9 protein-coding genes and 1 riboswitch are annotated in these 14293 nt (G+C 65.8%); of the genes, 5 read left to right on the top strand and 4 right to left on the bottom strand.

The window, feature by feature from the left end:
* The first annotated feature begins 3 nt into the window (after positions 1-3).
* Genes GXP70_RS28895 through GXP70_RS28885 form a run of 3 tightly spaced genes read left to right on the top strand, consistent with a single transcriptional unit; the run spans position 4 to position 6195 of the window.
* Positions 4-2376 carry a glycosyltransferase family 2 protein gene (locus GXP70_RS28895; RefSeq protein ID WP_162360129.1) on the top strand — a complete coding sequence of 791 codons (2373 nt, stop codon included), beginning with the start codon at positions 4-6 and terminating at the stop codon, positions 2374-2376.
* On the top strand, positions 2327-4348 hold the full coding sequence (locus tag GXP70_RS28890; protein ID WP_162360128.1) for a glycosyltransferase family 2 protein: 2022 nt from the start codon (positions 2327-2329) through the stop codon (positions 4346-4348). Before GXP70_RS28895 ends, GXP70_RS28890 begins: the two co-directional genes overlap by 50 nt.
* A gap of 38 nt (positions 4349-4386) precedes the next feature.
* Positions 4387-6195: a glycosyltransferase gene (locus tag GXP70_RS28885; RefSeq protein WP_162360127.1), complete on the top strand. Its 1809-nt coding sequence runs from the start codon at positions 4387-4389 to the stop codon at positions 6193-6195.
* A gap of 237 nt (positions 6196-6432) precedes the next feature.
* Here GXP70_RS28885 and GXP70_RS28880 read toward each other — a convergent pair whose 3' ends face one another.
* The 4 genes from GXP70_RS28880 to GXP70_RS28865 all read right to left on the bottom strand — a co-directional run bounded on the left by GXP70_RS28880 (position 6433) and on the right by GXP70_RS28865 (position 10605).
* Positions 6433-7701, bottom strand: a complete 1269-nt coding sequence (locus tag GXP70_RS28880) for a glycosyltransferase family 4 protein (protein ID WP_162360126.1) — start codon at positions 7699-7701, stop codon at positions 6433-6435.
* Entirely contained in the window at positions 7698-8447 is a 750-nt protein-coding gene (locus GXP70_RS28875) for a glycosyltransferase (protein ID WP_225442596.1), read from the bottom strand. The genes GXP70_RS28880 and GXP70_RS28875 overlap by 4 nt, the downstream gene beginning before the upstream one ends.
* Positions 8444-9778 carry a hypothetical protein gene (locus tag GXP70_RS28870; protein WP_162360125.1) on the bottom strand — a complete coding sequence of 445 codons (1335 nt, stop codon included), beginning with the start codon at positions 9776-9778 and terminating at the stop codon, positions 8444-8446. The genes GXP70_RS28875 and GXP70_RS28870 overlap by 4 nt, the downstream gene beginning before the upstream one ends.
* Positions 9779-10071: 293 nt before the next feature.
* Entirely contained in the window at positions 10072-10605 is a 534-nt protein-coding gene (locus tag GXP70_RS28865; protein ID WP_162360124.1) for a YceI family protein, read from the bottom strand.
* 168 nt (positions 10606-10773) lie between these two features.
* A riboswitch (TPP riboswitch) is annotated at positions 10774-10878 on the top strand.
* A gap of 568 nt (positions 10879-11446) precedes the next feature.
* Between GXP70_RS28865 and thiC the strand changes: the two genes are divergently transcribed.
* On the top strand, positions 11447-13207 hold the full coding sequence (gene thiC / locus GXP70_RS28860) for a phosphomethylpyrimidine synthase ThiC (protein ID WP_162360123.1): 1761 nt from the start codon (positions 11447-11449) through the stop codon (positions 13205-13207).
* A gap of 59 nt (positions 13208-13266) precedes the next feature.
* Positions 13267-14289, top strand: a complete 1023-nt coding sequence (gene thiE / locus GXP70_RS30205; RefSeq protein WP_162360122.1) for a thiamine phosphate synthase — start codon at positions 13267-13269, stop codon at positions 14287-14289.
* The last annotated feature ends 4 nt before the right edge of the window (positions 14290-14293 follow it).

Below are 14293 nucleotides of genomic sequence, written 5' to 3'. Positions count from 1 at the left end.
TCCATGCTGCTCGGCATTCATATTCTGGCTTGCAACGAAGAGGACGTCCTGGGCCGCTGTCTCGGAAGCGTGCAGGGCCTTGCCGACGAGATCGTCGTCATCGACACGGGGTCCGCCGACGGCACGATCGGCATTGCGCAAGCTTTCGGGGCCAGAGTCGTGCGAGCGGCATGGGTAGACGATTTCGCGGCGGCGCGCAATGCGGGGCTGGATGCGGCGCGAACGATCTGGGTGCTCGTGCTGGACGCAGATGAATGGCTGGATGCCGGGGAGAGTCGCTCCGGCCTTCGCCGTCTCTTGCGCGAAGCGGAGGAGGACGGCTTGTCGGTCGTGATTGAGAACCGCTATGGCCGTCAAGAACACGAGGCGCTGTCGCATGAGGCGCTGCGGCTGTTCCGGGCGGATTGCGGCTTGCGCTATACCGGCGTCATTCATGAGCAGCTTGTCCGTCCCGGCGCTCGGCCCGGCTCGGTCGAGGGGCCGCCGAGCGGACTTCGCTTCCGGCATGACGGCTATTTGCCGGAAACGATGGCACGCAAAGCGAAGGCCGTCCGCAATCTGCGCCTGATCGGCAAAGCGCTGGGCCAGGAGCCGGACAATCCGTTCCAGCTCTACAATAAGGGCGTTGCGCTCTGCCAATTGAACAAGCCAAAGGATGCCGAAGCGGCATTTGCTTTGGCTTGTTTGTTTGCGCCCGCGGACGCGCCGTACCGGGCGTCGCTCGTTCGCGACCGGGCCAAAGCGCTGCTGGCGCTGGGCGAAGCCGACGGAGCGGCGGCGCTGCTGCACCGCGAAGCCGACCGTTACGCCGATTATCCGGACGTACAGCTGGCGTACGGCGACAGCCTGATGGCGCAGCGGCGCGCGCTTGATGCGCGCGCCGCCTACGAGGCGGCGCTGCGCGCCGGCGCTGCTCCGCGCGGCGCCGTAAGGGAGGCGGGCGCGGGATCGTTCCGCGCCCGCTGCGGGCTCGCGGCCGCGGAAGCCGCGCTTGGCCGCGGCGAGCAGGCGCTGCGCTTGTACGCGGCGGCGGCCGCGGAAGCGCCGCGTTACGGGCCTGCCTTGGCCGGCTGGGCAGAGCAGCTGCAGGCCGCGGGCATGGGCGATGAAGCCATTCGCGACGCGCTGGCTTCGGCCCTGGGCTTCGCTGCGCCGGGCGATGCGGTTTCCGCGAAGGCGGGCCTAGCAGCGCCGGCGGATGCGGCGCTGCTGGCCCGGGTGCTCGGCGGCATCGGCGCGCATGCCGCCGCGCTGGGGTTATGGCGCGAAGCCGGGCCCCTCGCGCCGGACGATGCGCGCGCCTGCGCGGCAAGCCTTGCCGCCGCGCAGGGAGCGGACGCCGCCCGGGCGCTGCTGCTGGAGGCGCTCGGGCGAGGCGGGGCAGCCGGGGCGGGCGCGATAGAGGGTGCGGCGTCGGACAGAGCGTACGTTGCGGGCACCGCAGAGGGGCCGTCCTCGGGCGCTGCGCCTGAGGGGAGCGCGATAGAGAACGCGTCGCCGTGCAGAGCGTACGGCGCGGGCACCGCAGAGGGACCGGACTCGGGCGCTGCGCCTGAGAACATCGTGCCGGCTTCCGCAGCTCCGAGCGCTTCGCCTGTCAATTCCGCCGCCATCCAAGTGCCGGCGCTGGATCCCGCCCACGCCGCCCGGCTTGGCCTGGACGCCGCGCTGTACGGCTGGGAAGCGGGCTTGCCGCCGGGCGGGGAGCTGCTCGAGGCGCTGTCCGGCGCATCCGGGGAGCTGGCGGAGCTGCTGGCTGCCGTCGAGCGTTGTGCCGCACCTTCCCTGCCGGCTCGTTCTCCTCGCGTGGCGGGCGTGGACGCAGCGCTTCCGGGCTGGACGTCGTTCGTCGGGCTGCTGCTGGCGCGGGCGCTGGAGCTGGGATTGTTGTCGCTGGCCCGCCGGTTGAGCCAGGCGGCTCCGCCGTTTGAAGCGGCGTACGCGATGGAGCTCTACCGCCACGGCTATGCCCAGGCGGCGGCCGGCCGGCTGCTGCAGGCGATGGAAGAACGGCCGCTGCTGGCGGAGGAGAATTTTGCTTTCGGCGAGCTGCTGCTGCTCAAGGGTTTGTACAGCGAGGCGCTGGCGATGTTCGAAGCGGCGATCGGTGACGAGGCGCTGCAGGAGCGCGCCCGGCTAGGCGCCGCCTTCTGCGCGCTTGCGCTTGCCAAGGAGGCGCTGCAGCCATGGGTGGAGCATGCATCTGCCGCGTACAGCGGCGGCTGGCCGCTCGCGGACGTCGAGCAGCTGCAGCTGGCGATGCAGCAGCTGGAAGCGATGGGCTGGCGGACGTCTTGGACCGCCGCGCAAAGGAGGCGCATGAACATTGGCGAAACGGCCGATTTGGATTACGCTCTGCATGATCGTCAAGAATGAGGCGGCCGATCTGCCGCGCTGTCTCCGCAGCGTGCAGGGCATCGCCGACCAAATCGTCGTCGTCGACACCGGCTCCACGGACGGCACGGTAGAGATTGCCCGGAAATTCGGCGCGTCGGTCGTGCGCAGCGAGTGGACGGGGGATTTTGCCGGGGCGCGGAATGCAGGGCTGCTGCACGCGGAGGGCGAGTGGATTCTCTTCCTCGACGCCGACGAGGAGCTGGATGCCGGGACGCGGGGGCAGCTGCGGGAATTGGCGCTTCACAGCGAGATCACGGGCTATTTTCTGAACGTGTGGAACTATTCCGGCGACGGCGGCGACGGGGCGACGATCAATCCCGTGCTGCGCATGTTCCGCAACGACCGGCGTTACCGGTTCGAGGGGAGAATCCACGAGCAGATCGCGGCGCCGATTATGCGGCATACGCCGGAGGCGCGGTTCCATCTCAGCGACGTGATCATCCATCACTACGGCTACCGGCGCGAAGTCGTAGCGGCCAAAGACAAAGTGCGCCGCAACCGCACGCTGCTGGAGCAGGCGATCCGGGAAGAGCCGGAGAATCGGTTTCATTGGTATAACCTGGGGGTGGAATATTTTCGGGCGGGCGAGGTGGAGTCGGCGTTGAGGGCGTTCCGGCAGGCGCGGGAGGGCATCGATTATGCGTCGGTCAGCTACGCGCATCTCATTGTGAAGCATGAAACGAGCTGCCTCCAGGTGCTCCGCAGATGGGAGGAAGCGCTGCATACCGCCGTTGAAGGGCTGAGGTGGTACGGGGATTATCCGGACCTGTGGCATGCCAAGGGCGTAAGCCTCGCCGCGCTGGGGGCCAGACGGCAAGCCGCGGAAGCGTTCGCCGCCGCGCTTGCAATCGGCAAGGCGCCCGCGCTCTACCATACGGAAGACGGCATGGGAACGTACCAGTCCGCTTATTGGCTCGGCCTGATGCACGAGGCGGAGCTGGATTTCGAGACGGCCGCTCATTGGTACGCCGAAGCCGTGCGGTATAAAGGCAGCCTGCTCGCGCCGCTCGTCCGGCTGTGCCGCATGATGAAGGTCGCCGCGCCGCCCGGGCGGCTGGCGGAGTTCGCGTCGGCGCGTTTCACGTTCGAGTCGCCGCAGGCGGCAGGCAAACTCGCAGCCATTATGCTGGACTGCGGCTGTTACGAGGCGTTGGCGTCATGGGTGGGAGAATGGCTGGTTCGAGCAGGGGACGAAGAGCGTGCAATGCTGCAGCTTTGGTCGGACCTGGCGCGTGCAGGGGCGCGCTTGGCCGCCGGAGCGTTGAATGACCGGGAAGACGGCGGCGATGCGGCTTTGGGTGAAGAGGGGCAGCAGGACGGAGCGGCCAATGTCGCGGATTTGAGTGAAGCGATGCGGCAGAGCGGTGCGGTCAACGTCGCGGCTTTGGATGAAGCGGGGCAGCAAGGCGGTACAGCCAACGGTGCGGCCTTGAGTGAGGAGGGGCAGCAGGACGGCGCGGTCAATGCCACTGCTTTGGATGAAGCGTCGCGGCTGGAGCGCGCGGCCAACGGTTCAGCCCCGGATGGAGAGACACAAACGGCTGGCGCGGGCAGCGCTCCGGTCAACGCCGGCAAAGCCGCAGGCGCGCAGCTGCCCGCTTCGTCCGCAGCGGAATCCCGCATGAGCGCGCTCCTTCAAGCGGAGCGCTGGTTGGCCGCCGGGGACGAAGACGCTTATCCGCCTGCGGCATGGGAATGGCTGCCGCTGCTGCTTGCGGGGAGCTCGGATCGCGCAGAACAGCGGGTGCGGGGCGCCATCGGCGCGCTGCTGGATGGACGTCCTGCTGCGGACGCGGCCGATACAGCGTCGGCGCGTGAAGGCGTGCGGACAGGCGCGAAGGCGCTGATCGCGCTGGCCGACAGGCATTTGGCCGTCGTGCAGCAGGCGGCCGGCCGTGCGCCGGGCGTGCAAAGCTTGCGGCTTGCGCTGCCGGGCTTCGGCAAGGGGTGAGCGAGGCGATGGAGGGCGAGCGTGATCGAATGGCCGGAATGGATGATAGGAATAGTGCCGGCGCAGGCAGCTGCAGCGCTGGCCATGGCGGCGGGGATCGTAGCTGCGGCGGAAGCGGAGGCAGCGGAAGCGACAGCGGAGACAGCCTTGACGCTGCCACTGTCGGCCGCTTCAACGGAGAACGCAGCAGCGGAGGCAGCCCTAGCATTGGCGGCAATAGCTCCGACGACGGCGGCGGTTACGACGGTTATAACGGCACAAGGCTTCCGGTGTCGCTGTGCATGATCGTGCGGAACGAAAGCCGTTTTCTGGCGGAATGCCTGCGCTCGGCGGCGCCTTTTGTCGCGGAGATGATCGTCGTCGATACGGGCTCGACCGACGATACGGCTGCGATTGCGTCGGCATGGGGAGCGGCGGTCATTCACGCGGCATGGGAGGACGACTTCGCGGGTGCGCGAAATCTCTCGCTCGCGGCGGCGGCGCAGCCGTGGATTCTCGTGCTGGACGCGGACGAACGGCTGGTTGTCGGCGATGCGGCCGCCTGGCAGGCCTCGCTGGACGAAGCCTCCAAATGGGGCTACTTCGTCAAGGTGAACAGCTATGTCGGGAACGGCGCAAGCGAAGAGGCGGTTACGGACGCGGTGTGCCGCCTGTTTCGCAGGGACGGGCGGATCCGTTTCCGCGGCCTTGTGCATGAGGAAACGGCGACCACCATCGGCGAGGCGTTCGGCGGCGAGGCCATCGGCTATGCGAAAGGCGTGGAAATTTGGCATGAGGGCTATCGCGACGAGGTTATTGCGGAGCGGGACAAGTTCGCGCGCAACAGGCGGCTGCTGGATCGGGCGCTCGCCGCCGCTCCGGACGATCCGTCGCTGCGGTACGCGGCAGGGGCGGAGCTGTTCGCATCCGGCGAATACGGCGCTGCGCTCGCATGGCTCGAGCCGCTGGCGCGGATGGAGCAAGACCCCGGCTACGGATCCGACGTTGCGCTGAAGGTCATCCATGCCTGTCGCGCAGTAGGGCGATTGCGGGATGCGGAACAGTATGCGTCGATGGCCGCGCGCCGGTATGCGGATTTCGCCGATGCGCATGAAGCGCGGGGTGAGGTGCTGCTCGCGCTTGACGAGCCGCTGCTTGCGCTGCGGAGCGCGGAAGCGGCTTTGGCGGCCGGCCCGGCCCCGGCATGCTATTCCACGGCCGCTGGTGCAGGGACGTATCGGGCGCACGTCCTGGCGGGGGCCGCGCTGGAGCGGTTGTACCGGTTTCGCGAAGCGGCGGAAGCATACCGCGCGGCCATGGCGCAGCGGTCCGATTATGCGCCGGCATGGCAGCGGCTGCTCCTATTGGGGAAGCTTGACGAGTCGCTGCGGCCCCTGTGGCCGAAGCCAGCGGCTGTCGGTCCGTTCGGAGGCGATGCGGTAGAAGCGGGCAGGACATCCACGCTCCGGGATGCGGGGGCCGGCGCCGTTACGGGGGCCGAGGGCTGCCCGTGCGCATGCGCTAGCGGCATGGCAAGTGCCGGCGAGAGAACAGGCGCAAGATTGCAAGCGGCGCTGCAAGCCGCGCTTGCGGCCGGCGGAGCAGGCCAGTCCCCGCCTGCGGCAGGGCAGCACCGCCTGACGGCCGGCTGGGCGGCGGCCGCCCGCGGCGAATGGCTTGCGGCGGCGGCCGGTTTCGCCGCCGCGCAGACGGCGGGCGCGCGCCCCTGGCAATGTCGTGCCGCCGCCGCCGGACTTGCCGCGGCCGGAGCGGCGTTGGCGCGTGCCGCGGGCGCGGATCTGCCCGCGCTGTACAGCGAAACAGCCCTGCCGCTCATTCTCGGCACGGCTGTTAATCCGCCTGCATAGGCAGCGCGAAGGGCGCATCTGTCAACCCGTTCCTGCCGCTCATCGTCGGCAGCGGGGGCCTCGCCCATCTCCGGCCCTATGCGCCGCGAGCGACAGGGATGCCGGACAAGGCCAAGCTTTATTTCCCGCCCAACGCCGCCCAGGCCCATGCTCACCCGGCGCTCAAAGCCCGTTCCATGCAGGCTGCTCTCCCAGCAATTTTAACCGCTGTCTTGTCCAACGCCGCCTGCCCGGATCTCAAAGCCCGTTCCTTGCAAACTGCTCCTCCAACAATGCCGCCCAGCGTCTTTTCCAACGTTGAAGGTCAAACGCCGCCGCCGTGCTGCAAGCATTATCGCCATAACGCTTTCGCAGATCCGCATCCTCGAGAAGCTCCCTTACGGCGGCATGGAGCGCATCCGCCGTCGGCGCGACGAGCCTGCCGTTGAACCCGTCCGTAATGAGATCGTTCAAGCCGCCGACGTTCGAGGCGACGATCGCTTTGCCGCAGCTCATCGCTTCCAGGCAGGAGAGGGAGGTACCCTCCGAATAGACCGTCGGAATGACGACGACATCGGCGGCCCGGTACGCCTCCCGTATCGTCCGGAACGAATACGTATGGTGCAGAATCCGCTTGCGGATGGGCTCCGCAAGGGTATCGCGCCACAGGCGAAAAGCGACCGCGACCGGCGTCTGCTCAACGAGCTCGCCCGCGAATTCCACCGTCAGCTCGGGAAACTCGGCCAGCAGCGGGTCCGTCAGGAGCATCATCGGCACAATGCCGCGTTCGAAGCTAATCCGTCTCGGGAAGAGCACCCGCAGAGCGCTCCGTTCCGTGTCCGCGGCCAACGGTTCGGCAATCGGCTCTGGCGTTGTCACCGCATCCGACGTTCCTGCGCCTTCCGCAACCGGCTCATTCGCGTCATGCCTCGGCGTCTGTGCCGTATCCATTCCGGCATTCGCCTCCGGCTCCTCCGGGAGCCCCGCGACAAACCATGCCGTATCCACCGCGTTCGGCAGCAGCACGAGCTTCTCCGGGTCGTCAAACGTGCACACCGAGCGGCAGTACGTCTGAAAATGCGAGTCCACCGTAACGATCCGGTCAAGCCCGTCGACGGCGAGTTGAATCATGTAGGCGACGCCGCTTTTGACCTTGTCGCCGAAATCCGGCCAATCCCAGTTGATGCCATGGCAAATGCCGATGCTGCCGGGCTTGTAGGCGATAGGATGCCAGATGCAGCTGGCATAGACGATCAAGCCCTCGGCATCCGCCGCCATGCGCTCGAAAGCGCCCGCGATGTCGCTCAGCTCGTACGGATAGCCCCGAACGCGGGTGCCTTCGTATACGGTGTCGAAGCTGTGGTAGAAGGAGAGCTGATGGACCACGGGCTGCCAGCCCTTCTCGTGAATAAGCGCGCACAAATCGTGCATATAGCGCTCCAGTCCGCCGCCGAACGGCCGGGAGAAGCCCGCTTGCTCCGAGTAGCCGTTCAAGTAGCTGTGCGTGAGTATCGTCACCGTTCTCATGACTCGCCCGCCTCCTCGTCCTCCTGCCAGCGAACGAGCGCGGGGTTCGGGTCCAGAATCGACGCATAGTGGGCGAGACTGCCCCATTTGCCGTCCGGGTCGATCGCCAGATAGCGGTCGTGCTTGATCCGCCGCTCGGCCTCGTCGCCGGCCCAGCCATAGTGCTTCACCCGCAGCCCGGACTGAAAGCCCGGCAGAGCCGTGCAGGTGAGCGGCAGCCGCGGCACGTGATGGTTCCAGTCCGGATAGACGTACGAGTAGAGGGGCAAATAGCGGACAAGCATCATCGTATGGCGCTTATGCAGCTGCCATAATTCGTCCTCCCGGTAGTACGCGAGCGAGCCCCAGAAATCGAACATGCGAAAAGCGACCCAGTCGTAGCGGTCCTGGTCGATCAGCGCGCGGATATGCGACTTCGCCTTCCGTTCGAAAAACTCGTCCGCATCGATCGACAGCAGCCAGTCGGGCTGCGTTTGGACGGCCGTCTGCCAGAGCAGCTGCCGCAGCCGTCCTTCCTGGCCGAACAGCGGCTGCCGCAGCTGCACGAGCCGGATGACCTTCGGGAACGAGCGGCAGATGTCCGGCGTCGCGTCTTCGCTGGCATCGTCCACGATGACGATTTCATCCACGAAGCCGGACAAGTCGGCCAGCGCGGCCTCGAGGTAGCGGCCGGCTTCATTGCGTACCTGCATCATGGCCGTCAGCTTGTTGCCGGCGGATTTGCGCAGCGGCGACAGTGCGCTCACGTGAATTCCCCCTCTGCCAGTCTCTTCGCTTTCGCGCGCATGGAAGCAAGCTCGGCAATCGCCGTCAACGGCTCCGTGCCCGTCATGGCTGCTTGAAGCAGCGCGCGCACGGCATCATGCAGGCGGCCTTCGAGCGCAAGAGCGCGCCCCTCCAGCAAATGCCGCCGCAGCCGTTCCTTCACCGTGAGCGGCGGAGGCAGGAGGGCAAGCGCGGCTCCCGGACGGGCGCTTCGCTCATAGGCCTCCAGCAGAAGCGCGCGGGCGCGTTCATGAACGGCGCTGACGGAGGCGCCGGAGCGCGCGTTCATCGCCGGGGCGGCGAGGCGGCTTCCCGCCAACGGGCTTGGGCTTCCAACCGTTTCGCTGCCGGATGCAGGAGCAGCATCGGCACCGGCCGGAGCGCGCGGCGCATCGTCCGCTTCGCTCGCCGATGCATGCTTCTGCAGCACGCGCTCCAGCAGCCTTGCCGCCTGCCGCCAATCGTCGTTCGCCCGATACAGCAGCGACGCGGCCATATCCGTTTCGCCTTCGGTCCACCGATCGCGCATTTCCGTATAGGCCGCGCGTTCTTCCTCGGTCGCCGCGCTGATGCCGTAGGTGGCAATCGCATCCTCCGCTCTCCCTTGCAGCAGCCGGATGACGGAGAGGAAGCGGTAATAAGTTGCCACGGGCCCTTCCTCGCCGTTCAGAACGGCAAGGTGGAACGCGTCCAGTGTCCACCGTTCGGCTTGCTCGCCTTCTCCCAGCAGGTAATGGTAGACGGCCTGGAAGAAGAATTGCATCGCCGAAGGGCGCAGCGCCTGCAGCTGCTCCGCCCGGAAATCCGTCCTCCGCCGCAGCTGCAGTTTGGCCAGCGCTTCAATGGGTTTCCCGGCGACGGCATCGCTGGCCGCCGCGTCGGCGAGCAGATCGGAGGCCGTGTCCAGACCGTCCTGGAGAAAGACGTTTCCACGCCGGAACCATTGCTCGAAATAGAATGTTTCGGAAGCCGTCGCGACCATCGTCGCCATTGCGCACAGCGCGTCGCGGCAGCTCGTATAGCCCGGCCCGCCGTTCTCGTGCTCGGCCGGCAGGAGCGCGATCAGCGCAGCCGGGCCGCGGCCGGCGATTTCGTACAACCAGCAAGGATGCGTGACGATGACCGCCGTTCGTTCCCAAGGCCATTCGTCCAGCGCGTCCAACGCGATCGCGCCGTAGTGCTGCGGCGCGCCGGCCAGGGCGCCGGCGTTCGCGACGAACCGGACGGAGCGGCCCCGTCCGATCCGTTCGATCAAGCTTCCGTAAGGAAACGCCTCCCACGCGCAGTGGGGAAATATAACGACCGTGTCCATCTGTTCCGCCTCACTCCCGCCGTCCGGCGCAGGCCGCTCGGTTCAGCCGGCGCAGGCCGATATCTTCACCATTGTATGGGCGGGCGCAGGGTAACATTCCTCGAGGCGGCGAAGGGGATGCGGTCTTGCGCCGATGATGAGCAGGAGCTATGGATCGAAGCATACGCCGAAAACGGTTTTATCGACTATGGGCATGAACTGGGCGAGCCGGACGGATGGCAAAGCAAACGGCCTTGAGGGTGGCTGTACCCGCAAGGCCGTTTCGTATGTCGCGGTGAATCCCGCATGTATGATTAGTTTGCTTTGCCCGCTTCGATCTCGATCGTGAATTTCACTTCGTCGCCGATCAGGACGCCGCCCGTTTCGAGAACGGCATTGTACGTCAGCCCGAATTCGCTGCGTTTGATGGCGCCTTTGCCGCTGAAGCCGACTTTCTCGTTGCCCCATGGGTCTTTGCCGCTGCCCTCGTACGTAACCTGGAACGTCTCCGTGCGCGTCAGGCCGTGAAGCGTCAGGTCGCCGGTAACGTCGTATTCGCCGTCGCCCGTTTTGACGATGGACTTCGATTGGAACGTCAGCGCCGGATACTTCTCGATATCGAAGAAATCGCCCGTGCGGAGGTGGTTGTCGCGGTCCGCATTGCGCGTATCGATGCTGGCAAGCGCTACGTTGAACTGAATGCTGGCCGTCGTCAGATCGTTCGGATCCGCTTCGATTTCCGCGCTGAACTCGTGGAACGAGCCTTTCACTTTCGCGATCATCATGTGTTTAATCGTGAAATCTACGCTGCTGTGCGTTGCATCGACGAGCCATTTGGACTTGGACATGTGAAAACCTCCGTTTATTTAGTTACATTAAGTAATAAACTTTACTATATAAAGTGAGTATACATGGGGATATTTACCTTTGTCAATGTCCCATTTGTTAGGATTTCGTTAGCATCGTTCGCCGAATCCGTTGACAGGGATTGCCTTCAAGGGGTATAGTCGTACCAGGAAATCCACTAGGGGCGCCCATACGGGCTGAGATAAGGCGAATGCCTTGGTCCCTTCGAACCTGATCTGGGTCATGCCAGCGTAGGAAAGTGGGAATGTACGTGCGACTTGAGCTTTGGGGCATCGAAGGGCGGCGGTTACTCTGCCCGATCGATATGCGCAAGCTCCGCCCGCCGCCGGAGGATCCGTAAGGTTCCTTGCAGCGGCGGGCAGCCGACCGAGACATTTTGCCGCTCCTTCGCCGGAGCGGTTTTTTTGTTTTGCGGCGCTTGTCGCCGCGGGGCAGCAGGAACGCGCTTCGGCTGGATGCGGTAAGAATCGCGCTCGTTGCCGGCGGATGCATGATGCACGGCGGTTGTATGCTTGCACGCCGCCGCGAGTGTCCGCATGCGGCTATGCCGCACTGCCGGAGCCGCAGAGTCGTCTTGTCGGCGGTCATGTGCCGCCGCACTGCCAATTGGCCGTGCCGCCGGATGCTGCCGTGCAGTTCGAACGACTGCATCGCGCTGCCGCGGTCATGCCGGACTCTTCGCGCATTCCGTTCCTGCTCTCCTCGTCGGGCGCCTCCTAGTGGTTATTTTCGGCTTGTGCCGCGCAGCTTCCGGGCAGCCGTTGAACCGGCCTGCGCGAAGCGCGAGGCGCAACGCCCATAACTCTGAGGAGGTTTTGCGAAATGGCGATTATGACGACCCCGCTGCCGGGGAGCCGCAAAGTGTATGTGGAGGGCGGCCGCAGCGATATCCGCGTGCCGATGAGAGAGATCGGGCTTTCGCCGACGACGGGCAGGAACGGAGCGGAGGCCAACGCGCCGCTGCGCGTGTACGATGCAAGCGGCCCTTATACGGACCCGGCCTGTCGGACGGACGTGACGCAAGGGCTTCCCGCTCTGCGGGCGGCGTGGATCGCGGAGCGCGGCGACGTCGAAGCCTACGAAGGACGGACGATCGTGGCGCTGGATAACGGCTACCACAGCGAGGAGACGGCGGCGAAGAAGGGCGCGGCGCTCTTCCCCGGCTTGAAGCGTCAGCCGCTGCGGGCGCGGGTAGGCCGCAACGTGACGCAGCTGCACTACGCAAGGCAGGGCATCGTGACGCCGGAGATGGCGTTCATCGCGATCCGCGAAGGGATGGATCCCGAGTTCGTCCGCCGCGAGGTGGCCGAGGGACGGGCGATCATTCCCGCGAACATCAACCATCCGGAGAGCGAGCCGATGATTATCGGGCGGCATTTTCACGTTAAAATCAACGCCAATATCGGCAATTCCGCCGTCGCCTCCTCCATTGAGGAAGAGGTCGAGAAGATGACGTGGGCGACCCGCTGGGGCGCGGACACGATCATGGACCTGTCCACCGGCAAAAACATTCACACGACCCGCGAATGGATCATCCGCAACTCTCCCGTTCCCGTCGGCACGGTGCCGATCTATCAGGCGCTCGAGAAGGTGGACGGCAAGGCGGAAGATCTGACATGGGAAGTGTACCGCGACACGCTGATCGAGCAGGCGGAGCAGGGCGTGGATTATTTTACGATCCATGCGGGCGTGCTGCTGCGCTACATTCCGCTGACGGCCAAGCGCGTGACGGGCATCGTCTCCAGGGGCGGTTCGATCATGGCGGCGTGGTGTCTGGCGCATCACAAGGAGAACTTCCTGTATACGCATTTCGATGAAATCTGCGAAATCATGAAGAAGTACGACGTGGCGTTCTCGCTCGGCGACGGTCTGCGCCCGGGCTCCATCGCCGACGCCAACGACGAGGCGCAGTTCGGGGAGCTGGAGACGCTCGGCGAGCTGACGCATATCGCTTGGAAGCACGACGTGCAGGTGATGATCGAAGGTCCGGGCCATGTGCCGATGCATCTCATCAAGGAAAACATGGACCGGCAGCTCGAGGTGTGCAAAGAGGCGCCGTTCTACACGCTGGGGCCGCTGACGACGGACATCGCGCCGGGCTACGACCACATCACGTCGGCGATCGGGGCCGCGATGATCGGCTGGTTCGGTACGGCGATGCTGTGCTACGTGACGCCGAAGGAGCATCTGGGCTTGCCGAACAAGGAGGATGTGAAGGAAGGCGTCATTACGTACAAAATCGCCGCCCACGCCGCCGACCTGGCCAAAGGGCATCCGCGGGCGAAGCTGCGGGACGACGCGCTGTCGAAAGCGCGGTTCGAGTTCCGCTGGCAGGATCAGTTCCATCTGTCGCTCGACCCCGAGCGGGCGATGGCGTATCACGACGAGACGTTGCCGGCGGAAGCGGCGAAATCGGCGCATTTCTGCTCGATGTGCGGCCCGAAATTTTGCAGCATGCGCATTACACAGGATATCCGCGACTACGCGGCGGCGAACGGGCTGGAGACGCAGGAAGCGATCGAGGCGGGGATGAAAGAGCAGGCGAACGCTTTTCGGGTCGGCGGGGGTTCGATTTATTCGTAAATAGCCGGATGCCCGGGCGTTAGCCGGTCAAATTGAACGGAGCGAGGGAGAGGGGAAGCATGGAGAGGAAGAACTGGCGCGACTTCAAGCTGTACGCGATCACGGCGGCGAATTATCACCCCGGGCGCAGCATGCTGGATGTCATGGAGCAGGCGATTCTCGGCGGGGCCGACATCGTCCAGCTGCGGAGCAAGGACGCTTCGAAAGAAGAGATTCTGGAGGACGCCCGGGCGCTGCGCGAATTAACGAATCAATACGGCGTGCCGCTCATTATTAACGATCATATCGACATCGCAATCGCGGTAGGGGCGGACGGGGCGCATTTCGGCCAGGACGATCTGCCGCTTGCCGAAGCAAGGCGGATGCTCGGGCCGGATGCGATCATCGGCATCTCGACGCACAGCCTGGAGCAGGCGCTCGCGGCCGAGCGGGGCGGCGCGGACTATATCGGCGTCGGTCCGGTCTACCCGACGGGCACGAAGCCGGGCAGAACGGCGGTGACGACCGCCTACGTCCGCGAGGCGGCGGAACATGTGCGCATTCCGTGGGTCGCCATCGGCGGCATCGCGCTTGGCAACGTGGACGAAGTGCTCGCGGCGGGGGCGACGCGGATTTGCGCGGTGTCCGCCATCGTGGGCAGCGCGAGCCCTGCGGATACATGCCGCTCGTTCCGGGCGCGGATCGATGCGGCTGCGGCTGCGGGAGCGCCTCGGGATGACGGCCGGCTGTATCAGGCGGCTGCCGTTGAAGAAGCGGCGGAAACGCAGGGCGGCATTGGCGGCGAAGCCGCAGCGGGCGAGCTCGGCAGCGCCGCAAGCGCGGGGGGCCGGGGGGCGGCTGGCGACGAAGCGGCAGCAATCGATCAGGCCGGCGAGCCCGGGCCGTTCGAGCTGACCTTGAACGGACGCCGCGAGCTGACGACCGCGCAGTCCGTGGAAGAATTGGTCGCTTCGCTCGGCTTGGAGGGCCGGAGCATGGTCGTCGAATTGAATGGCGAGATCATCGCCCGCGAGTCGTGGGCGGCGGCCCGGCTTGCGGACGGCGCCGTGGTGGAGCTGGTTCATTTTGTCGGGGGAGGCTAAGGGG

This window comes from Paenibacillus lycopersici, from assembly GCF_010119935.1.
Taxonomy (GTDB): Bacteria; Bacillota; Bacilli; order Paenibacillales; family Paenibacillaceae; genus Paenibacillus_Z; species Paenibacillus_Z lycopersici.
This window is presented reverse-complemented; position numbering and strand designations above follow the sequence as displayed.

Bases quoted from the DNA above. Each gene is read 5' to 3' on its own strand.
- GXP70_RS28865 (WP_162360124.1), bottom strand. From the start codon at position 10,605: ATGTCCAAGTCCAAATGGCTCGTCGATGCAACGCACAGCAGCGTAGAT.
- thiC (WP_162360123.1), top strand. From the start codon at position 11,447: ATGGCGATTATGACGACCCCGCTGCCGGGGAGCCGCAAAGTGTATGTG.
- GXP70_RS28895 (WP_162360129.1), top strand. From the start codon at position 4: ATGCTGCTCGGCATTCATATTCTGGCTTGCAACGAAGAGGACGTCCTG.
- GXP70_RS28870 (WP_162360125.1), bottom strand. From the start codon at position 9,778: ATGGACACGGTCGTTATATTTCCCCACTGCGCGTGGGAGGCGTTTCCT.
- GXP70_RS28885 (WP_162360127.1), top strand. From the start codon at position 4,387: ATGGATGATAGGAATAGTGCCGGCGCAGGCAGCTGCAGCGCTGGCCAT.
- GXP70_RS28880 (WP_162360126.1), bottom strand. From the start codon at position 7,701: ATGAGAACGGTGACGATACTCACGCACAGCTACTTGAACGGCTACTCG.
- thiE (WP_162360122.1), top strand. From the start codon at position 13,267: ATGGAGAGGAAGAACTGGCGCGACTTCAAGCTGTACGCGATCACGGCG.